Below are 24,953 nucleotides of genomic sequence, written 5' to 3' on the forward strand. Positions count from 1 at the left end.
GTAGCTAAAAAACGAATTCGGAGGTTACCATTGAAGCTACGCCATATGACCATACTGAGTATTATTTTTATAACATTATTTTTTGCAGTCGGTCATTTCCTAGTTTCCACTTTAGTTGTCGAAAAAGGATTCCAAGACCTCGAAAATGAAAAAGTCTTTGCCAGTATCAATTCTGCGCAAAAAAGTATCCAAAATGAATTACAAAATCTGGATGATCTTGTCTTGGACTGGTCTGCCTGGGATGATACTTATTTATTTGCACAGAACCTTAACTCTGCCTATATCGAATCAAATCTCAGCATCGAAACATTTCTGAATCAATCTCTTGCTGCAGTGATTCTACGAGACACAAGTGGAGATATTCTCTTTGCAAGAGCAGTCAATACTCACGGTGAAATAAATGAAGCTTTGGCAAACACTATTATCCAGCGCTGTAGTAAACAACTGCCGATAATAGCAGGTAGTGAAGGCGCGCGCGGTGGAATAATTGAGCTGGACGCTGGAGAACTCGTATTAATCTCAGAACGACCGATTTTAACAAGTGACAGTGAAGGCCCCGCTATGGGGACGTTTATCACAGCCCGCCCTCTCTCCTCTAAAATACTTGAAACCTCTTCCAGCTTGTTAGGTTTTCCCATTACAATTCAGCCTGTAACCACTCATTTAGATTTGCTGAACAGGCTTTTAAGCACAAACCAAAACAAAACCATCACATATCCAGACGAGGATATTGCCACCGGCTCAGCGCTCATTTTTGATGTGAACCAAAAAGCTGTCGCAATATTGAAAACCACTGTTAACCGCCGAATTTCTGAATATGGCAAAATTATATCTCTTTATAATTACGGGGTTGCGACCTTTATTATTCTTACAGTGGCCTTTCTTGGTTATTTTCTGCTTCACCGAAAAGTCCTTGCCCGTTTAGAGAAACTTAGCGAACAGGTCTCATCTATAGGGGAAACCGGATATGCAAAAGGGAGAGTAAGTGTACTCGGAAATGACGAAATTTTTGAGTTAAGTAAAAACGTCAATTCAATGCTGGATTCAATCGAATATTCTCAAAATGAGGTATTCCTGAGATCCGAAGAAGTTGCAAAAAATGAACAATACTTAAACCAGCTTTTCAATTCAATATCAGCCGGGGTTTTTCTTGTTGACCCTGAAAACAGAACAATACTTGATATTAATGATTTTGCATTGAAAATGATGGGCCGCAGTCGTGACGAAATTATAGGAAGTCATTGCAGCAAGCTTACTTGCTCAGCGACCTCCAGAACTTGCCCTATTATTGATTTCGGCCAACCGTATGATTCCTCCAAACGAAGCCTTCTTTCAAAAAACGGTGAAATAATTCCGATCATGAAATCTGTTTCCATTATTGATAAAGGCGGACACCAAGTCTTATTGGAAACATTTATCGATATAACCGAGATGGAAAAATCGCGACGCGATTTGGAAAAAGCCAAAAAAGAACTGGAAGAAAAAGTAGCTGAACGTACTGCCAGCCTGCGCGGAATTATCGACACCGCCAAAAATGGAATTATTGTCATAAATTCTAAAGGATTAATCTCTGAATTCAGTCCCGCTGCCGAAGAAACATTCGGCTATAATAAAAATGAAATTCTCGGCAAAAATATCAGTTTGCTCATGCCTTCCCACATTAGTGGGAAGCATGATCAGTATATCAAAAACAACCTTCAAAGCGGTTTATCCAAAATAGTTGGAAAACAAGTTGAAGTGCCTGCAAAACGTAAAAACGGATCTATCTTTCCCATGGAAATTGCTGTCAACTCGGCAGTCGTTAATCAAGATACCATTTTTGTTGCCGTCGTCCGTGATATAACTGACCGCAAAGAGATGGAGGAGGCATTAGCAAGCGAAAGGGAACGCCTGAAATATCTATTTGAAACCAGCCCGGTAGGAGTGGGTGTTACGGTGAATGGAATAACCCAATTTGCCAATCCTGCTATGGCACAAATGGGCTTCAAGGTCGGCGAAAATGCGGTAAATAATTATGTACATCCCGAAGAACGGAATTACGTACTGGATGAGCTGAAAAGAAGCGGAAGTTGTAAACATTTTGAGACTCAACTCTATGGAATAAATGGAAATATAATTGAAGCACTGCTTTCTTATTATGATTTTGACTACCAAGGAGAACATGGAATTCTCTGCTGGGTCGTCAACATTTCAATCCGTAAAGCAATGGAAAATGAAATACGCCACAGTCAGGAAAAATATCAAAAACTGGTAGAAGAAATCGGCAATAAGTTTGTCATTTTCAGTCATACACCTGATATTAAACTGTTGTTTGCCAGCGAAGGTTTTGTCTCAGTATTCGGGCTTGATAGAGACGCACTGTTAGGCAAAACATGGATAAATCAGATCAGCTGGCTGCCGGGAGAACTTGAAAAAGCCTCAGAACTGGTTCAATCAATGGTAAATGAAAAGCTCAATTTTCAACAGTTTGAGATGAACTATATTCATCAAGACGGCAATGAGCGAGTCATTCTTGTTTCCGAGCACCCAGTCTGGGATCAAACAGGTACCCTTTTTTCTATTGATGGAATTATCGAAGATATTACTGACCGCAAGAAGGCTGAAAAAACACTGGCAGAAGCCAAAAAACTTGCTGAAGAAGCCACGCAAGCCAAATCGGATTTTTTGGCAAACATGTCACATGAAATTCGCACCCCCATGAATGCCATCATAGGCCTGTCTCACTTGGCCTTGCAAACGGATCTTAACGAAAAACAACTAGGCTACATAAACAAAGTAAACCGTTCAGCTGAAAACCTGATGGGCATCCTTAATGAAGTCCTTGATTTTTCTAAAATTGAAGCCGGTAAACTTGACATGGAAAATATTAACTTCCGTCTGGAAGATGTACTGGACGATCTTGCCAATATCATAGGACTTAAAGCGAAGGAGGAAGGGCTTGAGTTACTGTTCGACATACCTTCTGATTTGCCGACAGCTTTAGTTGGTGATCCGCTACGCTTGGGGCAGGTGTTGTTAAACCTCGGTAACAACGCACTGAAATTTACTGAACAAGGTGAAATTATCATTAGTGTCAGGATGACCGAACAGGATGGACAAAACATCACGCTGCATTTCTCGGTGCGGGATACCGGCATAGGTATGACTGAAAAGCAGCAAGAAAAATTATTCAAACAATTCAGTCAGGTTGATGCCTCCACCACCCGTGAATACGGAGGAACAGGACTGGGGTTGGCCATTTCCAAAAAACTAACCGAGCGAATGGGTGGAGAAATATGGGTCGAAAGCGAACCCCGCAAAGGAACGACCTTTAACGTCACCGCCCGTTTTATAATGCAGGAAGACTTTAAGCCTAAGGTCGAATCAGCTAACATAGATTTGGGACCACTGAGTATTCTGGTAGTGGACGACAATGCCAATGCAAGAACAATCCTATCGAAAATGCTAACCAGTTTCGGCTTCCGGGCCGAGGAAGCAGACAGCTCCAGTGTAGCTATTGATTTACTGGAAAAACAAACTGATTCTAAAAAATACGATCTGGTACTCATGGATTGGAACATTCCAACTATGGACGGAATTGAAATATCCCGTGCCATGCAGGACAATAATCAGCTTAAACATATACCGAAAGTTATCATGGTGACTGCCTATGGCCGTTCTGAAGTAATGTCTGCCGCTGCCGGTATTGAAAACATAGTTGGTTTTTTGAGCAAACCGGTTATGCCCTCAATGCTGCTCGATTCCATCATGATTGCAAAAGGTCGCAAGGTTAAATCTGAAAGACGTGCGGCATCCCGACAGGACAAAATTAATGAAGCTACAGCAAAACTTCAGGGAGCAAAAGTCCTTCTGGTTGAAGATAACGAAATCAACCAGAATGTAGCAGTTGACCTACTGTTAAGCTACGGTGTTTCTGTTAAAATTGCAGGCAATGGCAAAGAGGCTCTGGATATACTCGAAAAAGAATCATTTGACGGAGTGCTGATGGATTGCCAGATGCCAGTAATGGATGGTTACACAGCGAGCCTGAAAATACGTGAGCAAAACAAGTTCAAAGATCTTCCGATAATAGCCATGACCGCCAACGTCATGAAGGGAGACCATGACAGATCGCTGCAAGCTGGGATGAATGACCACATAGGCAAGCCCATTCAGATTAATGAGATGCTTTATATCATGAGCAAATGGATCACCCCTTCCCGCCCTTCTATAATCCCTGCTTCAAAGAATTTGGAAAAAGGGCTTGAAGAAAAATCTTTTTACGAACTGCCCGGTATCGATGCAAAGTCCGGCCTTGCAAGGCTTCAGGACGACACCAAGCTATACACTAAAATATTGTCCATGTTTAGTAATGAATACAGTGACTTTAAAACCTTATTCCGCACGGCTCAACACGATGCAGATACCAATGCAGCCGCTCGTTGCGCCCATACACTTAGAGGAATTGCAGGCAATGCCGGAGCCGAAGAGGTGCAGAAAACCGCAAAAGCTTTAGAATCTGCCTGCAGCAACAAAAGACCTAGTCCGGAAATTGATGAATTGCTGGACAATGTCCTCACATCTTTGGCTCCGGTTCTAGCCGGGCTGAAAAGGTTTGCAGAGACTGACAAACCTCACATTGAGCGAAGTGGGAAGCTTGAACCGGAGAAGATCAAACTTCAAATTGAACAGTTGCGGACACTGCTGAAGGAATCGGATACTAATGCCGTCGCACTGCTGGAAGAGATACAATCGTTATCCGGGTGGGGTGAGCTGGCTGACAAATTAAAACTTATGAAGAAAGCCCTTGATAATTATGATTTTGAAGAAGCACTGGCAATACTTGATCAATTGTAATTTTTTGAAAAGGTACCTGCAATCACTGGATTGACTTGTCATATGCGTCAGACTAAAGATCATAATTTCAAGAACTGCAGCTAGATATAAATATAATACGACAACACGATTTTCAGGGGCGGATATTAAAAATCATGAACAAGACAGAGCATTTCGGACTTGATTTTGAAACATTTGCAAAACTTATCGACAACCTGCACGATGAGATAATTATCTACGATAATAATTACCGCATGCTCTACGTAAATAAAGCTTGCGAACGTCACTACGGATTCTCGCAACAGGAAATGATCAACATGCCTTTCTGGGATGTAGTGGAAAAGCATAACTCCTGGGACCGCCCCATTCTGCCCCTTGTTTACGAAAAAAAAATTCCGGTTAAACAAGAACAAAAGACCTATCTGGGTCTTGACGTTTTAACCATTGCGATCCCTCTTCTGAATGAAAACAGGGAAGTACAATACGTCCTTTTAAGTATCAGGGACAACTTTCACGAAGGCCGGATTCTCCACCCCGAAGATCTGATTTTCGATCAGGAAGACCCTGCTTCAGCCAGGCCTGAAGATCTTATCTACCATAGCAAACTGATGGAACAAACTGTCAACGCGGCTCGCAAGGTAGGCAGCATCAGCGCTCCATGCCTGCTTCTGGGCGAATCCGGTTGCGGCAAAAGTCTTTTAGCAAAATTCATTCATGCCAACGGAAAACGGGCCGACAAACCCTTTATCGTGGTCAACTGTGCTGCCATTCCTCAGGAACTTTTTGAATCTGAACTTTTTGGACATGTAGAGGGAGCTTTTTCCGGTGCAACCAAATCCAGAGGCGGACTTTTTGCCAAGGCAGAAGGAGGAACTCTTTTTCTGGATGAAATATCCGAACTCCCTCTCCCCATGCAGGCCAAACTTCTTTATGCGGTGCAGGAACTTGAATACCGCCCGGTAGGCAGCTCCTCCACGGTGAAAGCAGACGTGCGCATTTTAGCTGCCTCCAATCGCAATATGGACCGCATGGTCGAGTCTGGAGCCTTTCGACAGGATTTATATTTCCGGCTCAATGTCTTCGATATCATAATCCCCCCGCTGCGAGACAGACTGGATGATCTCATTCCCTTGTTACACTTTTTTCTAAACCGCTACGGAAAAGCCCACGGCAAAGGAAAAAGATTTTCCTCCAATGCCCAGAAAGTACTCTGTCTCTACTCATGGCCCGGCAACATCCGAGAACTGGCCCACCTTGTGGAACGACTTGTCGTCACAGTGGAAGATGACATTATCAACGTGGATCACCTGCCCTCATCCATCTATGAAACAACATGCAACTACTTATCTCCCATTCTTGGAGCAGGCTCCCTTGACGAGGCCATGCAGGCTGTTGAACGCCAACTGGTTCTTGATGCCTATGCCGAACACGGCAGCAGCCGCAAAGTTGCTGCAGCCCTTAAAATAAGCCAGTCACGAGCCTCCCGCCTGATTAGAACGTATACACATACCACAAAGCCATAACCTCCGAGTCAACACAGACTCACCGAGTCACTATAGACTCATCCTTTGTCATAACAGCACCCACATCACTTTCGCCAATAATCGAGTCTAAAATGACTCAATTCACAATTATTGATTGAATGATCATACAGTGGTTATATTCCTTAACATGCTAAAATTAAAGACTTTAGTTTGGGAAAAACTTCACTTTTCCATTGGCACACACTTTGCTCATACAGAGTTAAAGACATAACCCAAAAACAAGATGCAAAGCCTGCCGTGAGGGAAGGTAAAGTTATGGAGGTAACTTTTTCAGGCAGATTAAAATGCATAGCATTTATCTGCATTCAGGCAGCATCATAGTTATGTGAGTGGAGGCGGCCGCAGCAATAGACATGTGTGGCAATTAAATAAGGCGACTTACTTATCAAGGGAGAAGACTGTATGTTTAAGAATCGCAGATACTACGGAATGGCGTGTGCACTGCTTGCCACAATGCTTTGGGCAGGTGCTTTTGTTGTCGCAAGACTGGCTGTAGGACAAATTTCCCCAATGACACTTGGAGCAACCCGCTGGTTTATAGCTCTTCTTATTTTGTGTACTTTCACACTGCCGAGAGTGAAAAAAGAATGGCATGTTGCCAAAAAATTTCTACCCCAGATTATAGCAGCGGCTCTTACCGGTGTAGCGGCATATTCCCCGTTAAGCTACTTTGCAGCCCAGACGACTTCGGCTATCAATCTATCCCTGATTTCTGTTACCACACCGATCTTTATCGTAATCATCTCCTCAATAATGGGACAAAAACAGTCAAGCAACACTTGGATAGGCTGTACAATCGCCCTTTTCGGCTCATTTTATCTTGTCTGTAACGGCGACATAGAAAGACTGGTTGGACTGCATTTTGCCGCAGGTGATATCCTCATGCTTCTGGCAGCAGTCGGGTTTGCTATATACAGTCTCATTCTGAGAAAGATCCCCGAAGGACTCTCCCAGATCACTATCATGTCTCTCATGTCCTTCTTTGCCGTACTGATGCTCATCCCCTGCGTTATCTGGGAATCCACTCAGCCTTCCATGATTTTCAACATGAACGGCATAGTATTCTTCAGCATCGTGTTCTCAGCTGTCTGTTCCTCAGTCATCGCATGGCTCACATGGAACATCGGCCTTGAAAACGCCGGTCCTGCAACCTCCGGTATGATTTACTACAGTCTCCCTCTCTGGGGTGGACTCTTTGCCTTCCTTTTCCTTGGCGAAACAATGGGCATGGTCCATCTTGTCAGCGGAATCATGATTATCGGCGGTATCTTCTGGGCCAGCCGTAGCCCCAAGACAACACCCGCCAAAGACGCATTACCAAACGAAGCTTAACCGCATCTCGACTCCATAAATAGACGGGCGGGCATATTGCCCGCCCCGCCTGAAACTTATTCAGCTTCCATCCGGGGACTTTTAACCCGGAAACAGGAGCGGTGCGTTCTGCAAACTATATACTTCGGCCTGTAAAAGGCTCCATCGATTAACGAACCACTTAAGGAATTGGACTATGAATCGCGACGAACAACAGAAAAAGCTCATTCACCTGACAGTAAACGGGGAAACCTGCTCGCTTCACGTAGAGCCACACTGGACTCTCTCAAAAGTTCTGCGCAACGACTGCGGTCACACCGGAACAAAAGAGGGTTGCGGCGAAGGTGCTTGCGGCTCCTGCACTGTCCTTATCGACTCTGTGGCAGTACCGGCATGTATGATTCTTGCTGTTGAGCAGGAAGGTAAAGACATTGAAACCATCGAAGGACTGTCCAAAGACGGTAACCTTCATCCCATTCAGGAAGCGTGGCTTGAAGAGTACGGTTCACAATGCGGTTTCTGCTCTCCCGGCATGATCATGTCCACCAAAGCACTACTGCTGAAGAACGCTTCTCCGACTGACGATGAAATCAAAGAAGCCCTCGGCGGCAACATCTGTATCTGCAGCAACTACGAGCACATCATCAATGCAGTAAGAAGCGCAGCCAAGAAAATGGCAAAGGAGCAGATCTAATGATTGAAACAAAATCCATCGGAACATCAGTCCGCCAGAAAGACGGCCCTGCGCGCGTCACCGGATCAGCAAAATATTACGCCGATTTCATCTTTCCGGGCATGCTCCAGACACGCATTCTGCGCAGCCCCTATCCTGCAGCCGACATTATATCTATCAATACCAGTGAAGCAGAGGCTTTACCGGGTGTACGCCTCGTAATGACTCACGAGAACTACCCCAAGGCTTTCCGCTCTTCACTTTATTATGTAGGCGATCTCGTTGCCGCAGTCGTTGCCGACGATGAAACCATTGCTCAGGAAGCCATGGCTCTCATCAAGGTCGAGTACAATAAAAAGAAATTTGTGCTGAGCATTGAGGACGGCATCAAGCCGGACTCCCCACAGGTTTTCGAAGGCATAGACAACTGTCAGGACTGGGCATTCCATGCAATACTGAGTGATCGAGATCCTGAATCCCGCCTTTTCAAGACCAAAACTCCTTCAGACTACAACGGATTCGGAGACATTGAGCAAGGTTTTGCCGAAGCGGACGTCATCGTCGAGCAGAAAGGTCTGAAATATGCTTATTGCAAAGGTCCGGCAATGGAACCTCGCGGATGTTCAGCCAATTTTGATGGCACCAAGTTGCATATTTATACTCATTCACAAGGACTGCATGATGAAAAGCTCTGCCTTGCTCAGGCTCTCGGCATAAATGCCAACATGCTCAACTACGTGTCCCCTTTCACCGGATCAAGTTTCGGTGGCAAGAACGCTTTCCCGCTGGACCGCAATATTGCGTCGCACTATCTGGTGATTGCCGGATTGGCCTGTCTTGATCTGAAAAAACCAGTGCACTGCCCTTATTCCCGCGAAGAAGAAATGGTTTCCGGCTGGTCGCGCGGTAGTATCGGAAACGTAAAAATAGGTTTCAAAAAAGACGGAACCCTGACCACCATGGATCTGGAACACTGGCAGGAAACAGGCTCAGGCGGCGACAAATATCCCGCCAAAAACGCCATGCTCGCCACGGGATCTGTCCTTTATTCCCGTAACTGCAAGCACTTGCGCGGCAAAATAAGATATGTAAATACCAACCGCTTTCCCGCTTCCGGATGGCAGGGCTACGGAGCTCCCGAAGGAGTCTTCGCGGTTGAAACAACCATGGATATAGCCGCTGACCAGATGGGAATTGACCCGGTAGAAATCCGCAAAATGAATTGTATGCGCACCGGAGATATCGATTCCGGCTGGGATACGCTATCCTATAAGTCATGTTACATTTCCTCATCCGGTATCCGCGACTGCCTCGATGAAGGGGCCAAGCATCTGGACTGGAAAAATAACTGGCAGCACCCCAGCAAAAAAACCGGACGTATCCGTCACGGCCTCGGGGTTGCAATCTTCGCCATGGGCGCAGGTCGTCCCGGACCGGGCAACTCCAGTGAAGCCATGGTCAAAATATATCCTGACGGTTCAGCCGCGCTAGTTTGCGCAATCGCCGATATAGGACAGGGACAGCACACAGTACAGTGCCAGATTGTAGCGGATGTCCTCGGACTTCCTTATAAGAATATCGGCATTGTCTGCCATGACACCGACTCTACTCCTTTTGCAACTCTGGTTGCCAACAGTTGCGGAACATGGATTCAGGGCTGGGCTACTTACGAAGCAGCAATCGACGCTAAACGTCAGGTGCTTGATCTGGCTGCGCTAAAACTCGGAGTCCCTACGCAGGCCCTTTCCATGAATGAAAAAGGTGTCTTCGTAACCGCTGAACCGGAAAAATGCCTGACCTTTGCCGAAGCTTTCGGAGCACGCGGTCATTACGGCGGTATCCATGAAGTCACCGGATACTACATCAACAACTCACCGCACCCGAATGGACTCAAAGACGGCAAAAAAGATCAGGTTTATATCCCAAAAGAAAAGGGAGCACAGTTCATTTCTCTGGATGTAGATACTGAAACAGGTATGATTTCCAACGTAGAAGTAGTCATGGCTCAAAATGTAGGCAAGGCTCTCAATCCTAAAATCGTAGCAGGACAGCTCTCAACTTCCAGACATGGTGTAGAGAATGCCATTCTCGCCAACGACTGCATTGTGGATAAACGCAATGGCTGGCTCATGACCCCCAACTGGGTGGATTACCGCCACTGCACGTCCATGGACTGCGACGTTAAACCTATCGTCATCGAGAAACCCGGAGATCCTACGCATCCGTTCGGCGCAACAGCCTGTGGTGAAGGCGCAGCCTGCCCTTCGCTTGCTGCTTTTTCCAATGCAATCTTCAACGCCACCGGTGTGAGAATTATTGAAACTCCGTTTACACCTGACAAAATCCTCTTGGGCCTTGGTAAAATTCAGCCCAAAAGGAGGGCAAAATAATGAAACGTTTTAATCACTATGATGCTTCCAGCGTGGAAGAAGCTGTTTCCCTTTTACAGGAACACAAAGGTTCTTCGTACGTAATCGCAGGCGGAAGTGACCTGATGGGCTGTCTGAAAGATCACCTCTGGATGGAATATCCCGAAGCGATCATCAACCTGAAGACCATTCCCGGCCTGAAAAAAATTCAGTTGAAAGAAGACGGACTGCATCTCGGCGCACTGGTTACCCTCACCGAGCTTTCCGAGTCGCACACTGTTAAAGCAACGTGGCCCGGTCTTGCAGAAGCTGCGAGGCGCACAGGCTCTCCCATTCTTCGCAACATGGGAACTTTAGCCGGAAATATCTGTCAGGAAAACCGCTGCTGGTACTACCGCTATCCCGATAAAATCGGTGGACGTATCGACTGTGTACGTAAAGGCGGCAAACGCTGTCTTGCAGTCCCCGGCGATCACCGCTTCCACTCCATATTCGGCGCAGTGAATAAGTGTATCGCAGTTAATCCCAGTGATACTGCTCCAGCCTTTGTAGCTTTAAATGCCGTAGTTAAAACAACTAAGCGTGAAATTCCCATTGATGAATTCTTCACCGCAGAAAATGGCGCAGCATCAACCATTCTGGACCGCGACGAAATAGTAACGGAGATATTCGTTCCCCGTCCCGCAGAAGGTTCAAAAAGTGCGTTCATGAAAATATCATACCGCAAATCCATCGATTTTGCGCTTGTTAACTGCGCTGCAGCTTTAACCATTGTAGACGGGAAAATCAGTGCAGCCCGCATCTGTTTGAACGCAGTGCACAATAATCCCCGCCGCTGTGAAACTTCAGAAGCTGCTCTCATCGGTAAAGAGCTTACTGAAGAAACAGCACAGGAAGCAGGTCAGCTTGCTGTAGCAGAAGCAAAAGCCCTGATCCAGAATATATACAAAGTTCAGATAGCCAAAACAATCGTGGCTGACACTCTCATGGAGTGCACCCGATAGGGGCATGAAAATGAAGAACCAAAGCTTAAAGCAAGAAATAGCAAGAACATCCGGTATTATACTCGCAGCCGGTAGTGCAACCCGTATGGGCAGGGATAAATTATCCCTGCCCTTCCGGGGAATACCTATGGTACAGCACGTAATCAATGCTGCAAGAGAATCTCAACTTAACGATGTAACCGTCGTGCTGCCCTGTGATTCAGAGCTGGAAAAAATACTCGACCTCGAAGGGTGTACAGTAGTGACCAGCCCGGACCGTAAACAGGGACAGGCTGAATCCTTCAAGGCCGGACTGCGTCACGTAAAAGACCACACGCAAGGGGCCATGTTCTTTCTCGGAGATCAGCCACTGATCACTTCTGAAACCATTGACCGTCTGGTCTGGGCTTTTTCACAAGAGCCTGAGTGCTGGGTGGCTCCCATTCAGGAAGGTATGCGCGGTAATCCCATAACTATTCCGGCAAGCTGGTTTGATAGAGCTCTTGAGCTGAAAGGTGATACTGGTGCAAGACCTCTGCTGGCTGCTCAGGGTCTGGCTCTGCGATTGGTGCGAATTCACGAAGTAGGACCGTTCCTTGATGTCGACACCGACACCGAATACCAGCAACTACTTAAACATTACGACAGAAAAAGCGCTTAGGAGTATGAAATGAATAAATTAACTCCTCCAATTATAGCTATTCGCGGAGCAGGAGATCTCGCCACGGGCGTGGCCTTGCGTCTTTACCGTGCAGGTCTGAAACGTATTGTAATGCTTGAAACAGATCACCCATTGGCAGTACGGCGTACAGTTGCACTATCTGAAGCAGTCTATCATGGACAGGTTCAGGTGGAAGAAGTAAATGCTCAGTTTGCTGATGCAATAGAGAATATTCCGGCAATCTGGGAAGCTGGGAAAATTGCCATTATATGTGATCCCTCTGGATTGCACCTGCCGGCTATCAAACCTCAGATTCTCATTGATGCGATCATCGCCAAACGAAACCTTGGCACCGAAATAACGATGGCTCCGCTCGTAATAGGTCTCGGCCCCGGCTTCACGGCAAGAAAAGATGTACACAAGGTTGTTGAAACCAAACGTGGTCATCATCTAAGCAGAGTTATTTCATCAGGCTCAGCGGAACCCAACACAGGAGTCCCCGGCAACATCGGCGGCTACACTATTGAACGGGTTTACTGGGCTGAACATGGCGGAATCTTTTCCACCCGTCACGATATCGGTGATAAAATTTCTAAAGGTGACGTTCTGGGTGATGTGGACGGAACAGAAGTGATAGCTGCCATTTCCGGTGTAATTCGAGGCTTGTTAAGCAACGGAACCCCGGTCACGAAAAAGACCAAGCTCGGTGATATCGATCCGCGGGCGACCATCTCATATTGCAACGAAGTTTCCGACAAAGCTCTCTCCATTGCCGGCGGAGTTCTTGAAGTCGTAAGCGCACATATTTTTTCACAGGAGTAATTATGAGCAACTTTATGGACTTATCAGGTCCGAACTCGCTCATATCAGATAAACACAGACTCATTGCCCTCACTGGAGCGGGAGGAAAGACTACGCTTGTGCGCTGGCTGAGCATGTTTTTCAAAGCAGAGAAAAAACGTGTTATTTCCACCACCACAACAAAAATACTCCCGCCCCCTCGTGGACATATTGTTTTGCAAAGTGACGGCCCCCATTTTGCCGAGCGGATTCACTCCGCTCTTAATTTATTTTCTTCCATTACCGTCGCACGTGATTTTGATACGGCCTCCGGCAAGCTTCTCGGCTTAAGCAGGGAGGCCATTTCTGCTTTATACAAATCAGATACAGCAGACATCATTCTAGTGGAAGCAGACGGTGCAGCCCGCAAACCACTCAAAGCCCCAGCTGAACATGAACCTGTTATCCCGCTTGCGGCCGACCTCTGCATCGGAGTCATGGGACTTGATGCGGTCTATCGCTCTCTGCATGAAGCAAATGTCCACCGCAGCGAAATATTTTCAAAAATCACTGGAGCTGGAAAAGGGTGCGGAGTTACCCCTAATCATCTGATTGCGCTGGCTGAATCAAAAAACGGACTATTCAAAGAGTGCCCTGAAAATTGTGACAAAATCGCCTTTCTTAACAAAACCGACAGCCCCGGCGGTGAAGAGCTTCTTTCCGAATTTGCACGCCTGCTGCCGACACGAAAAAAAAGATCAATTAAATGGTTTGCAGGCAGCGCACGAAACGGGATTATTTTTCCTGTTTTAAACAATATTCAAAAACCGCTGGCCACGCCGGAAATCCGGTTTGCATTTTCACAATAGTTCTGAAAGGAGGAGGTCTCTATGGATAATCAAACAAAGAATAATGAACTCGCACCATGCCCCACCGGCAGAAAGGGAGTCTGTAAAATATGTTTTTACGGAGCCTTTTCCCTTATTATTGCCACCTGTATCCCTCTTCTCACCTATCCGAAAGAGGGCGAACTAATCATCAATAAACTTTTCAAGTTTGTAACAGTGCAGATGGGCTGGCTATACATGCTCGCCGCCATAGGCTCCTTCGCTTTGATTCTCTGGTTCGCTTTCGGTCCCTTAAGTTCTAAACGACTCGGCGACAAAATCGAATATTCAACCTTTTCATGGATTGGAATGCTCTTCTGCGCCGGAGTCGGAGCGGGAATCATGTTCGGCGGCTCCATCGACTGGGCTTATTACATGGCCTACCCCATGCACGGCGAACCTGCCGGATCATGGAAAGCTGCGGAATGGGGCACTGCTTACGGCATGTTTCACTGGGGACCGATCTGCTGGTCCATTTACGCCATCCTAGCTATCCCCATCGGCTATAGCTACTATGTAAAAAAAGTTCCCATTCTAAATATTTCTCAAGCATGTAAAGGACTTCTGGGTGAGCGTGTTCACGGCTGGCCCGGCAAGATAATTGATATATTGTTCATGACCGGACTTGTGGCAGGTTCCGCCACTGCGCTTGGACTGGGTATCCCTATTGTTGCGGCGGGAGTCGTCTCGGTTACCGGACTGGAGCACTCTTTTCAGTTAGAATTCGGCATACTTATTTTCGTAACTCTCATATTCTCGATTACTTCCTGTCTGGGTCTGAAAAAGGGTCTCAGCAAGCTTTCTGACCTCAATGTTTACATAGCATTAGGATTGATGCTTTTCGTATTTATTGCCGGCCCCACAGTGTTTCTAACCGACATGGCAATTTCATCACTGGGGCTTATGATTTCCGAGATCGTGACCATGGCAACATGGATGGACCCAATCGGCAACAAAGGATTCACTCAGGACTGGACAGTATTCTACTATGCATGGTTTGTGGCCTACGCCCCGTTTATGAGTCTGTTCATCGCGAAAATATCACGAGGCCGGACAGTACGCGAAGTGGTCCTCGGCCCGGTTATCATTGCGTCCCTCGGTTGCGGATGTTTCTATCTCATCTTCGGAAACTTCGGATTATATCTGCAAATAACCGGACAACTTGATGCGGTCAGCATGGTTCAACACCTGAAAGGCGCTACCGTCATCATGGCTATTGCCGATTTCCTGCCCTTTGCCTCATTGTATAAACTAGTATTCTCCGCAGTCACGGCTATCTCCATGGCCACTACATTCGATGCTGTTTCTTTTGCATTGGCCGCAACCACAACAACTATGCTTTCCCCCGACGAGGAACCAGCACGCTGGAACCGTCTGTTCTGGGCTATTTCATTAGGACTGGTCCCCACGGGGATTATGCTTATCGACGGCCCGCTTTCCGTATTGCAGACCGCATCAATCGTTGTGGGTCTGCCTGTGCTGGGAATCATTATCATCGGTGTGACGGCTTTCCTGAAAGAATACAAAAGCACCGGATGGGTTGAAGCCCGCTGTGCACCTATCAATAAATAATTATTCGAATATATAGAGGTTAAAAATGAAAACCATTAATGTACAGGATGCGATAGGCACAGTTCTCTGCCATGATATAACCCGCATTGTTCCCGGAGATAATAAAGGACCGGCTTTCCGCAGAGGTCATGTCGTCTGTAAAGATGACATTTCCACCCTTCTGGATATCGGCAAGGAGCACCTTTATGTATTTGATCCCGAAGACGGTTATGTGCATGAAGATGACGCGGCTCTGCGCATAGCAAAAGCAGCCGCAGGTCCGGGCATTGAACTCAGCCTTCCCACTGAAGGAAAAATCAACCTCACCGCCGCATATGACGGACTCATCGATATAGACACCGACACTCTGTTCAAACTGAACTCTGTAAAAGATGTCATCTTCGGCACCATACACAGCAACCAGTTGGTAAAAAAAGGCCGAGGCCTTGCCGGAACACGGGTTATTCCTCTAGTCGTGCCCGAAGAAATTATTGCTGAAGCAGAACAAATATTACGTGCAAATTCTCCGCTGATTCAGGTGCGCCCCCTCAAAACCTGTAAAGTCGGTGTTATTACAACGGGAAGCGAAGTCTTCAACGGACGTATCAAAGATAAATTCGGCCCGGTAGTGACCAAGAAATTTGAAGGGTACGGCAGCACAATTATCGGACAAACCTTTGTTTCCGATCAGCAAGAAATGACAGTACAGGCTATCCACGACTTTCTTGAACAGGGCGCTGATTTCATCGTGCTCACCGGAGGCATGTCAGTTGATCCAGATGACCAGACCCCGTCATCCATCCGCGCCGCCGGAGCTGAAGTTGTAACTTACGGAGCTCCGACCTTCCCCGGTGCCATGTTCATGCTCGCCAAAATCGGAGACATCCCCGTAGTAGGGCTGCCCGGTTGCGTCATGTACTATAAAGCAAGCATCTTCGACCTGATAATCCCCCGCATTCTGGCAGGAAAAGAAGTGTCCCGCGATGACATCATAGCCCTTGGACACGGCGGATATTGTGAAGGTTGTAAAGAATGCCGTTATCCGGTTTGCGGATTCGGGAAATAATGATTTTAAAATAACTGCCACTGCAATCACAACAAAAGCTCCAAAGGTGACAATTCCCTTTGGAGCTTTTACTAAAAAACTTTTCACTATGATCTGAACAAAATTATTCTCAGCCCAGACATTTCTCCAATTTCATTTTGACCTCAGTGGCGGTGGCCAGTCCCAGCACTTCTTTTGCAATTTCGCGGAGTCTGACGCGGCTGTGTTTTCTTATCGCGTTTTTCACCCTTGGAATATGCACAGGACTCATACTGAGTTCCTCCACTCCCAACCCCACTAAAAGCAGAGCTGAATTAACATCCCCAGCCATCTGTCCGCAGACGCAGACCGGTTTACCTGCCTCGCGGGCGGCATCGACAGTATACTTAATGCCAAGAAGAACCGCTGGCGAAAGTTGTTCAAAAAGATCAGCTATGCGCTCATTCTGGCGGTCCACAGCCAGAGTGTACTGAGTCAGATCATTTGTGCCGATACTGAAAAAATCCGTTTCACGAATAAGGTGCGGTGCCAGAAAAACCGCTGCCGGAGTTTCGATCATCACTCCTAATGGCAGTTCCTTGGCGTGGGCAATCCCTTCATTCTCCAAAGAACTTTGGGCCTCGGCGAGAAATTTCTTAAACCTGCGGACTTCATCCAGAGATGAAATCATGGGGATGAGAATTCTGATATCACCATGCACTCCAGCGCGGAGCAAGGCTCTCAGTTGACTGAGTAGCAGACTAGGACGCTCAAAACATAAGCGTATGCCACGGCAGCCAAGGAAAGGGTTCTCCTCTTTGGGAAGAGCCAAGTAAGGTAAGCCTTTGTCTCCGCCCACATCCAGCGTGCGAATAACCACTGGCATACCTTTCATGTCGTCAACAACAGACTTGAAGGCCTGATATTGCATTTCTTCATCAGGGGCTTCGCTGGTTTCCATGAATAGAAACTCAACCCTATATAAGCCTACGCCCTCGGCCCCTTTGCTTAGGGCTGGCCCGCTATCTGCGGGCGAACCGATATTAGCAACCAGCTTAATCATTACTCCGTCACTGGTCTGGGCGGGCAGATCACGCAACTCTTCCAGCAACGTACGTTCCTGTATATATTGCTCGCGCCAGTACTCAACCAGCTCAAGCTGAGACGGGGTGGGATTTACAATAATCCGATTCTGCTCAGCATCCAGCACGACCATATCACCATTCTGGATTGCAGTGGTGGCCCCTTCAGCTCCGACGATAGCCGGAATTTCCATAGAACCCGCCATAATCGCAGTATGCGAGGTGCGGCTCCCACGTTCAGTGATAATCCCTTTGACCTTGGAACTGTCCAGCACCGCAGTCTGTGACGGAGTAAGCTCCTCAGCCACGAGAATGATCTCACGGTCAAAAGTATCAAGACTTTGCGGAACAATACCCAGACAATTAGACACAAGCCTTTGTCCTAAATCTCGCATATCCACGCCACGGGCTCTGAGATACTCGTCCTCCAGTTCTTCCATGGCAGAAGCATGTTCATTAATGACTTCCTCTACTGCCGCCGGAGCCGGAAAATGCTGTTCACGAATCTTTTCAATCACTGCTTCGGATAATTCTTCATCCTCCACCAGCATAAGGTGGCCCTCAAATATTGCAGCCTTATCATCACCCATTTTTTTACGCACATGAGCTTCGATCAAGGTCAGCTGTTTAACGGATTCAACTACCGCATTCTTGAACTTATCAATTTCTCTTTCAATAAATTCAAATGCGACAGGAGAACTATCAAAACTGACCGGTTCACTGCTCAGCACAAATGCCTGAGCAAGAGCCACTCCCGGCGATACAGATATTCCACTAACCATTGCAATACCTCCGCGTCCTGATTTCAGATCATGGCTTTAGGTGGTTATTTCAAAGACACTAAAAAATCTGAAAGAGTTTCAACAGCGTTCTGCTCATCACTACCCACCGCTTCAATAAGCACATTCGCGCCCTTAACAAGCTCCAGCAATTGCAGTTTAAAAAGACTTTTGGCGTTGGCAGACTTACCAGCCACGCTCACTTTAATATCAGATTCAAAACCCTTGGCCATTTTGACGAATTCTGCCGCAGGTCTGACATGCAAACCATCTTCGGCCTGAAGTGTGATTGTTTTATTAGACATAATATTACGCTCTATTTTTTCTTGATAAACAGAATGGGATCGCCGACAGCGACCTTGCCGCTAACCTTGGTCATCTCCCCGAACTCGTCCATATTGCTTATGACTACAGGGGTAATTACAGACTTAGCTTTTTCGGAAAGAAGCTCCAGATCAAAACGGATAACCGGATCGCCCTTTTTGACGGTTGCCCCTTGTTCAGCCACCCGGGTAAATCCTTCTCCCTTGAGATCTACGGTATCTAAACCAAAATGAACAAACAACTCGATTCCGTCATCGGTGAGCATACTGAAAGCATGATTGGTCGTGTAGATCTTTTCTATTGTTCCATCAGCCGGAGCAAACATAGTGTCACCGCTCGGAATGATCGACACACCGTCTCCCACTATTTTTTCAGCAAAAACAGGATCAGGAGTCTCTTCAATAGGAATGACCTCTCCTTCAACAGGAGAAAAAATCTTAAAAGCTTGAGATTCCAGAAGTTCGGTTTCTTCTCTTTTCATGCCGCCCATGGCGATAGCCACCAGCTCTGCCTGCGTTCCGAGAATAACCTGAACGCCCTTCTTGCCGACACGGACAATACCTTTGGCTCCGCAACGCTTTAAACCTTCATCATTAATGATAGAAGGATCATTCACTTCAAGGCGAAGTCTGGTAATACAGGAATCAATGGAAACAACATTGGAAAGACCACCCAATTCCCTGATGCATGACTGGGCAAGGGTTAATGTCTCCTTATCCGAAAGATCCACAAGAGCAGTGCTTGCGTCGTCTTCTCTACCGGGAGTCTTAAGATCGAACAGCTTGATAGCGAAAACAAACAAGAAATAATAAACAAAGAAAAAGATTACTCCAAGCCCTAACCCGAACAAAGGATTCGTGGCGAGCCCGTAATTCAACACATAATCAATGGCACCTGCTGAAAACCCGAACCCGAGTTTGATGTCGAACAATGTACACAAGGCAAGAGAAACCCCGGTCAACACTGCATGGAGAGCATAGAGAACCGGAGCAATGAACATAAACATATATTCGATTGGTTCCGTAACTCCGGTGAGAAATGCAGTGAAGGCAACGGAAAACAGTATCCCTGCAACTTGCGCCCGATGTTCAGTTCTGGCTGTTTTGTACATTGCAAGGGCAATGGCGGGCAGACCGAACATCATTATCGGGAAAAATCCAGCCATAAATCCGCCTGCGCTGGGATCTCCTGCAAAGAATCTGTGCAGGTCACCATGCACAACCTGACCGGCGGCATTGGTGAAATCTCCGAACTGAAACCACACGATATTGTTCATGATATGATGCAATCCAGTAGGAATTAACAGTCGGTTCAGGGTTCCGTATACAAAGGTTCCGATAGGACCGGACCCGATAACCCAGTTAGCGACAGCGTCAATTCCGGCTTGAAACGGCGGCCATGCAAAATTGAAAAAATAGGCCAGAATCAGAGCACAACCAGAGGTGGCAATCGGCACAAACCTTCGGCCTCCAAAAAAAGCAAGCCATTCAACAAGTTTGATTTGATAAAAGCGGTTATACAGCGTCCCGGCTACCAGCCCCATAATTATACCGGACAGAACCCCCATGTTCACATCTTTGTTCAGACTGCCTATCGCCGCAGTAAAAACAAGATAGCCTATCGCCCCGGCAAGAGCTGCTGCTCCGGCATTGTCTTTGGAAAGTCCCACCGCAACACCGATTGCGAAAATCAGCGGCAGATTAGAAAAAATTGCATCTCCGGCTTTAAAAATAAATGGGATATCAAGCAGATCCCCCGCTCCAAGGCGTAGCATCAAAGCTGCAACCGGCAAAACAGCGATGGGCAACATCAATGAACGGCCCAGCTTCTGCAATCCTTCCAAAATCCTCATAATTATTCTCCTGACCTTTTTTACTTTTACCGGACACAAACCTCAAAGAAATGGACCCCGCCACCCCAAACAATCTATGATATGAATTGCTACTTACATAAAAACAGCACAACATTAAAAATAGTTCAACAAAAAAAAGAAGTTATACCTTTACGCATAGCTCAATATGACTAAAATAAGTCCGCTAGGTTGTACAATTTACAGTATAAGTAATAGTCTCAAACTGAAAATGGGTTTTGAAGTTGCAAGGAGAAAAGTATGAGACTGATTCCAGTTCAGAAAAACCCCGGTTGGTGGGCTGCTCGTTACATTGCAAGGAAAATAAAGAAATTTAATCCTCATAAAAATAACCCCTTCGTTCTCGGACTGCCGACCGGAGGAACCCCCATGAGTATGTATAAGGAATTGATCAACCTGCATAACGGAGGCGAGATCAGTTTCAAAAACGTCATCACCTTCAATATGGATGAATACGTAGGACTGCCCGAAAATCACAGCCGGAGCTATCGGCGATATATGTTTGAAAACTTCTTCAACCACGTGGACATACGACCGAGCAATATCAATATGCTGAACGGCGGAGCCGATGATCTGGATACGGAATGTGAAGAATATGAAGAAAAAATCAAAGCGTGCGGAGGAATACAAATTTTTGTCGGCGGAGTTGGCACTGACGGACACATCGCCTTCAACGAACCAGCCTCTTCTCTTTCATCACGCACACGCATCAAGACCCTGACCATTGAAACTCGTCAGGCAAATTCACGATTCTTCGACAACAACATTGAAGAAGTCCCGCGATACGCCCTGACCGTGGGCATTGGAACTCTACTTGATTCAAAAGAAGTCATCATTCTGGCTTCCGGCCTGAACAAAGCTTTGGCTGTCTATTACGCAGTTGAAAACGGGGTTAACCACCTTTGGACCGTTTCAGCCCTCCAGCTTCACCGCAAGGGAATTATTGTCTGTGACGACGAAGCCACCATGGAACTCAAAGTAAAAACACTCAGATACTTTCAACAGATTGAGTCTGAAAACCTGCTAGACCCCAAATAGGCAAGGCCATGTACGCACTTACCAACTGCACTATTTTCACCGGACTGAAAATTCTGAAAGACTCGGCAGTCATAATTGACAACAAACACATCCTTAATGTGGTGAATAAAAATTCAATCCCGACGCGGGCTGAGATCATTGACCTGAATAACGCCATACTCGCACCGGGTTTCATTGATCTGCAACTTAACGGATGCGGCGGGCGTTTTTTTAATGATGACATTTCAGAGGAGACTCTGGACATTATGACCGAAGCGATTCTGCCGACGGGGTGCACTTCATTCCTGCCGACTCTGGTAAGCGGACCGGAAAAAGACATCGTAAAAGCACTAGAAATCGTGCGTAAATATCGGGAAAAGAATGGCGAAACTGTTCTCGGCTTGCATCTGGAAGGCCCCTATCTCAGCCAAAAACGCAGAGGGATACACAATCCGGAAATGATCAGCCGACCGAACGACAAAATGATTTCTCTTATTGCTAAATATGGCCCGGAAGTGACCAGAATATGCACCATGGCTCCTGAAAAAGTAGAACTGAGACATGTTGAACAGCTTGAAAATGCCGGAATAAGAGTTTCCGCCGGACACAGTGCCGCAAGTTGCCCGCAAGCCCGTAAAATGTTCAAGGCCGGAATAAGTATGGCTACTCATCTTTTCAACGGCATGGAACCGTTGCAGGGACGGGAACCAAGCCTCGTAGGGGCGATATACCTTGAAAAGCCATGGACCGGAATTATCGCCGACGGTGTGCATGTCTCTTGGGACAACATAGAACTGGCAAAAAATATTCTGCAAAACAAACTTTTTTGCATTACTGACGCAACTTCAGCGGTGGGAACGGATATCACAGAATTCGTTCTGGGCAATCAGACTGTTTATGTGAAAGACGGCAAGTGTTCCGCCGCTGACGGCACCATCGGAGGCTCAATGCTGACCATGGATAAAGCTGTGTTTAACTGCGTCAATCACGTAGGAATAGAGCTTGCCGAAACACTTAAAATGACCTCGTTATACCCGGCCAGAGCTATCGGAATTGATTCGGAATATGGAATGATAGCCCCAAACTACCACGCTGATCTGGTTGTTCTGGACCATGAAAGTCTTAAAGTCCGTTCGGTAGTGAAAGGTGGAAAACTACAACTTTGACAAGATTGAATTATTTTGCAACAAATTCATTAACAACTACTAGCAGTTCAAATCCGATCAGATTTCAACAACATAGCTCAGTCGGAATAAATGCCCAACACGAAGTTCACCCGTCTATTTTTATTAGCAGCTTTTTTATTTTTGTTACTGCTCAGCGGGTGTGTTCAAACAACCGACAACAACCACTTTAAGGCTGTAAAAGGCTACCTTGACCTTTCCGGCTGGGACTTTAACACACAAGGCCCGGCTCCGCTGGATGGCGAATGGGAATTTTATCAACACTCTGCCGCACTCCCCCGTAATCCTGAAAAAATATTACTAAACGAAAAAAAAGATTTCTTCCCCCTCCCCTCAATCTGGAAAGGAAAAACAGCTCAAGGTATTCCCCTGACGAAACAAGGACAGGGAACATATCGCCTGAAAGTAAAGTTTGAACCCAATTTTGAAGTAAATTCATTATATATTTCCGGCGTACTTTCTGTGTGCCGCGTCTGGGTAAACGGGAACGAAATTGCCTCCTCGGGTACTATTGGCAAAAACAAACAATCCGAAATTCCACGCAAGCACTTCCTCTCCCCGATTTTCCCCTCCGCAAACGGATATGCTGATATTGTTCTGGAGGTTTCCAACTTTCACAATGAAGAGGGAGGGATCAATTCCTGCATACTCCTCGGCAGTAACGAACAAATTCAGGATGTTCTTAGTTACCGCCGAATTTCTGGAGCCATTCTCAGCGGAGTACTTTTCATCATGGGGCTCTACCATCTTATCATCTTTCTGGTAAGACGATCCAACAAAGAAAACTTATACTTTGGCCTTTTTTGCCTTGTCTGGTGCATCACAACAATTTTCAATCCTCCATCCGCTTTTCTAGTAACCAAATTTATAACAATGGACTGGAGTTGGTACATAAAAGCATGTCTTTTACCTCCTGGTATTGCGATCCCTTTACTGCTTATATTTTATCATTCACTTTTTCCTAAAAAATATGGAAAAATTATCAATTGGACATATAGCGCATTGGGAGGATTATACATTATGTATATTCTCGTCGCACCTCCAATTGCTTATTCTGCTGTAGCTGTTTCATACTTCATCATCAGCAGAACCGCTTACCTCTATCTTTTCACAACATTCTTAGTAGACCTGTTCCGGGGTAAAAAAGGAGTTATATTTTTAGCTCCCGGCTATGTGGCTTTGGCATATTCTGAATTAGATGAAATTCTTTTTGACCTTAACATCATCAGTTCAGCGGAATTCGGCCTTTACGGAGCATTTATTTTCATCATTTCGTATTCAATATTTATGTCGGTACGTTTTGCAGAGGCTTTATCCAGAGTTGAAAAAATTTCCGGAGAATTGGAAGCGCAAAAAAAGACCGAACAAAGCCATAAACTTATACAGATACGGCTTTCGAAAATGCTGGATTCAGTTGATGACGCAATATTGGCAGTAAATCGTAAATACGAAATAAATTTCAGTAACCGCGCTTTTACAAACCTCACGGGCTATCACACCGAAAATCTTCTGGGACAGCAATTAACAAGCATACTTAGCAAACCGGACTGCGCAACAGTTACGGATTTTATGCGAAAAATCCCACAACTGCATGCCACGGCTGAGAGCAACATCAAACAGGATAATTTTCAAATAACCACTGCCGGCGGGAGCATCCTGAACACCTCTGCTCTTGTAACTCTGCTGGATGTTGAAGATGAGCTTATCTATACGCTGGTGCTACGCCCGGAAGAAAAACCACTCGACAAGCGACAATTTGCTGTGTGGATAATGAAAAAGACTCTCAAAGACTGGGAATCAGCAACAAAATTTAGCAAAGCAGACCTAGCCTTCCGATCAGGCTTATGGAACGTTTACATGGAAAAAGACGGTTACGCTCGTACTCAGACTCTGGATAGGTATTTAAGTGAAGAGACTCTTCCAAGTCGTCCAAGGTGGAAGAATGTTTATGCGACAGTTGAGTTTGTTCTTGCCAATAGTCAGCTTTCGGAGGATTCATCCTCAGAGTTACAAAAAGCTCTTGCGCGGTTAAAAAAGATGTCATGATCAAATATAAAATATGACCATGACATCTTTGGAATAGATATTTTTTTAGTGAT

General features: G+C 46.1%; 17 protein-coding genes. 14 read left to right on the forward strand and 3 right to left on the reverse strand.

The window, feature by feature from the left end; all coding sequences use genetic code 11:
• Positions 1-30 precede the first annotated feature (30 nt).
• The 11 genes from BLT41_RS00940 (at position 31) to BLT41_RS00990 (ending at position 16,640) form a co-directional block, all read left to right on the forward strand.
• Positions 31-4,836: a PAS domain S-box protein gene (locus BLT41_RS00940; RefSeq protein WP_139167311.1), complete on the forward strand. Its 4,806-nt coding sequence runs from the start codon at positions 31-33 to the stop codon at positions 4,834-4,836.
• 134 nt (positions 4,837-4,970) lie between these two features.
• Positions 4,971-6,338 (forward strand): sigma-54 interaction domain-containing protein, encoded by a 1,368-nt coding sequence (locus BLT41_RS00945; RefSeq protein WP_092157359.1) that lies wholly within the window; start codon positions 4,971-4,973, stop codon positions 6,336-6,338.
• A 423-nt stretch (positions 6,339-6,761) separates the two neighbouring features.
• On the forward strand, positions 6,762-7,691 hold the full coding sequence (locus BLT41_RS00950) for a DMT family transporter (RefSeq protein WP_092157361.1): 930 nt from the start codon (positions 6,762-6,764) through the stop codon (positions 7,689-7,691).
• A gap of 175 nt (positions 7,692-7,866) precedes the next feature.
• Complete coding sequence (locus BLT41_RS00955) at positions 7,867-8,364, forward strand: (2Fe-2S)-binding protein (protein ID WP_092157363.1); 498 nt, start codon at positions 7,867-7,869, stop codon at positions 8,362-8,364.
• Positions 8,364-10,733: a xanthine dehydrogenase family protein molybdopterin-binding subunit gene (locus BLT41_RS00960; protein ID WP_092157365.1), complete on the forward strand. Its 2,370-nt coding sequence runs from the start codon at positions 8,364-8,366 to the stop codon at positions 10,731-10,733. The genes BLT41_RS00955 and BLT41_RS00960 overlap by 1 nt, the downstream gene beginning before the upstream one ends.
• The gene (locus BLT41_RS00965; protein WP_092157367.1) at positions 10,733-11,716 is read left to right on the forward strand and encodes an FAD binding domain-containing protein; all 984 of its coding nucleotides are present in this window, start codon (positions 10,733-10,735) and stop codon (positions 11,714-11,716) included. Before BLT41_RS00960 ends, BLT41_RS00965 begins: the two co-directional genes overlap by 1 nt.
• A gap of 10 nt (positions 11,717-11,726) precedes the next feature.
• Positions 11,727-12,356 carry a nucleotidyltransferase family protein gene (locus BLT41_RS00970; RefSeq protein ID WP_170830279.1) on the forward strand — a complete coding sequence of 210 codons (630 nt, stop codon included), beginning with the start codon at positions 11,727-11,729 and terminating at the stop codon, positions 12,354-12,356.
• Positions 12,357-12,365: 9 nt separating this feature from the next.
• Positions 12,366-13,178 carry a selenium-dependent molybdenum cofactor biosynthesis protein YqeB gene (yqeB, locus tag BLT41_RS00975; RefSeq protein ID WP_092157371.1) on the forward strand — a complete coding sequence of 271 codons (813 nt, stop codon included), beginning with the start codon at positions 12,366-12,368 and terminating at the stop codon, positions 13,176-13,178.
• Between the two features lie 2 nt (positions 13,179-13,180).
• Positions 13,181-14,005 carry a selenium cofactor biosynthesis protein YqeC gene (yqeC, locus tag BLT41_RS00980; protein ID WP_092157373.1) on the forward strand — a complete coding sequence of 275 codons (825 nt, stop codon included), beginning with the start codon at positions 13,181-13,183 and terminating at the stop codon, positions 14,003-14,005.
• Between the two features lie 21 nt (positions 14,006-14,026).
• Positions 14,027-15,595, forward strand: coding sequence for a BCCT family transporter (locus tag BLT41_RS00985; RefSeq protein WP_092157375.1), 1,569 nt, complete (start codon positions 14,027-14,029; stop codon positions 15,593-15,595).
• A 25-nt stretch (positions 15,596-15,620) separates the two neighbouring features.
• Positions 15,621-16,640: a molybdopterin-binding protein gene (locus BLT41_RS00990; RefSeq protein WP_092157377.1), complete on the forward strand. Its 1,020-nt coding sequence runs from the start codon at positions 15,621-15,623 to the stop codon at positions 16,638-16,640.
• Between the two features lie 109 nt (positions 16,641-16,749).
• On the opposite strand, the gene ptsP is transcribed toward BLT41_RS00990, so the two are convergent.
• Genes ptsP through nagE form a run of 3 tightly spaced genes read right to left on the reverse strand, consistent with a single transcriptional unit; the run spans position 16,750 to position 20,635 of the window.
• On the reverse strand, positions 16,750-18,462 hold the full coding sequence (ptsP, locus tag BLT41_RS00995) for a phosphoenolpyruvate--protein phosphotransferase (protein WP_092157378.1): 1,713 nt from the start codon (positions 18,460-18,462) through the stop codon (positions 16,750-16,752).
• 44 nt (positions 18,463-18,506) lie between these two features.
• Complete coding sequence (locus BLT41_RS01000; RefSeq protein ID WP_092157380.1) at positions 18,507-18,764, reverse strand: HPr family phosphocarrier protein; 258 nt, start codon at positions 18,762-18,764, stop codon at positions 18,507-18,509.
• Between the two features lie 11 nt (positions 18,765-18,775).
• Complete coding sequence (nagE, locus tag BLT41_RS01005) at positions 18,776-20,635, reverse strand: N-acetylglucosamine-specific PTS transporter subunit IIBC (RefSeq protein ID WP_092157382.1); 1,860 nt, start codon at positions 20,633-20,635, stop codon at positions 18,776-18,778.
• Between the two features lie 258 nt (positions 20,636-20,893).
• Here nagE and nagB point away from each other — a divergent pair, with 258 nt between their 5' ends.
• From nagB to BLT41_RS01020, 3 genes are all read left to right on the forward strand, one after another.
• Complete coding sequence (nagB, locus tag BLT41_RS01010) at positions 20,894-21,691, forward strand: glucosamine-6-phosphate deaminase (RefSeq protein ID WP_092157384.1); 798 nt, start codon at positions 20,894-20,896, stop codon at positions 21,689-21,691.
• Between the two features lie 8 nt (positions 21,692-21,699).
• Complete coding sequence (gene nagA / locus BLT41_RS01015) at positions 21,700-22,836, forward strand: N-acetylglucosamine-6-phosphate deacetylase (protein WP_092157386.1); 1,137 nt, start codon at positions 21,700-21,702, stop codon at positions 22,834-22,836.
• A gap of 90 nt (positions 22,837-22,926) precedes the next feature.
• On the forward strand, positions 22,927-24,900 hold the full coding sequence (locus BLT41_RS01020; protein ID WP_092157388.1) for a 7TM diverse intracellular signaling domain-containing protein: 1,974 nt from the start codon (positions 22,927-22,929) through the stop codon (positions 24,898-24,900).
• Positions 24,901-24,953: the final 53 nt, after the last annotated feature.

Source organism: Maridesulfovibrio ferrireducens, assembly GCF_900101105.1.
Taxonomy (GTDB): domain Bacteria; phylum Desulfobacterota; class Desulfovibrionia; order Desulfovibrionales; family Desulfovibrionaceae; genus Maridesulfovibrio; species Maridesulfovibrio ferrireducens.

Bases quoted from the DNA above. Each gene is read 5' to 3' on its own strand.
- BLT41_RS00955 (WP_092157363.1), top strand. From the start codon at position 7,867: ATGAATCGCGACGAACAACAGAAAAAGCTCATTCACCTGACAGTAAAC.
- BLT41_RS00950 (WP_092157361.1), top strand. From the start codon at position 6,762: ATGTTTAAGAATCGCAGATACTACGGAATGGCGTGTGCACTGCTTGCC.
- ptsP (WP_092157378.1), bottom strand. From the start codon at position 18,462: ATGGTTAGTGGAATATCTGTATCGCCGGGAGTGGCTCTTGCTCAGGCA.
- nagA (WP_092157386.1), top strand. From the start codon at position 21,700: ATGTACGCACTTACCAACTGCACTATTTTCACCGGACTGAAAATTCTG.
- BLT41_RS00965 (WP_092157367.1), top strand. From the start codon at position 10,733: ATGAAACGTTTTAATCACTATGATGCTTCCAGCGTGGAAGAAGCTGTT.
- BLT41_RS00990 (WP_092157377.1), top strand. From the start codon at position 15,621: ATGAAAACCATTAATGTACAGGATGCGATAGGCACAGTTCTCTGCCAT.
- BLT41_RS01000 (WP_092157380.1), bottom strand. From the start codon at position 18,764: ATGTCTAATAAAACAATCACACTTCAGGCCGAAGATGGTTTGCATGTC.
- BLT41_RS00985 (WP_092157375.1), top strand. From the start codon at position 14,027: ATGGATAATCAAACAAAGAATAATGAACTCGCACCATGCCCCACCGGC.
- yqeC (WP_092157373.1), top strand. From the start codon at position 13,181: ATGAGCAACTTTATGGACTTATCAGGTCCGAACTCGCTCATATCAGAT.
- BLT41_RS00970 (WP_170830279.1), top strand. From the start codon at position 11,727: ATGAAGAACCAAAGCTTAAAGCAAGAAATAGCAAGAACATCCGGTATT.
- yqeB (WP_092157371.1), top strand. From the start codon at position 12,366: ATGAATAAATTAACTCCTCCAATTATAGCTATTCGCGGAGCAGGAGAT.
- BLT41_RS00960 (WP_092157365.1), top strand. From the start codon at position 8,364: ATGATTGAAACAAAATCCATCGGAACATCAGTCCGCCAGAAAGACGGC.
- nagB (WP_092157384.1), top strand. From the start codon at position 20,894: ATGAGACTGATTCCAGTTCAGAAAAACCCCGGTTGGTGGGCTGCTCGT.
- BLT41_RS01020 (WP_092157388.1), top strand. From the start codon at position 22,927: ATGCCCAACACGAAGTTCACCCGTCTATTTTTATTAGCAGCTTTTTTA.
- BLT41_RS00945 (WP_092157359.1), top strand. From the start codon at position 4,971: ATGAACAAGACAGAGCATTTCGGACTTGATTTTGAAACATTTGCAAAA.
- nagE (WP_092157382.1), bottom strand. From the start codon at position 20,635: ATGAGGATTTTGGAAGGATTGCAGAAGCTGGGCCGTTCATTGATGTTG.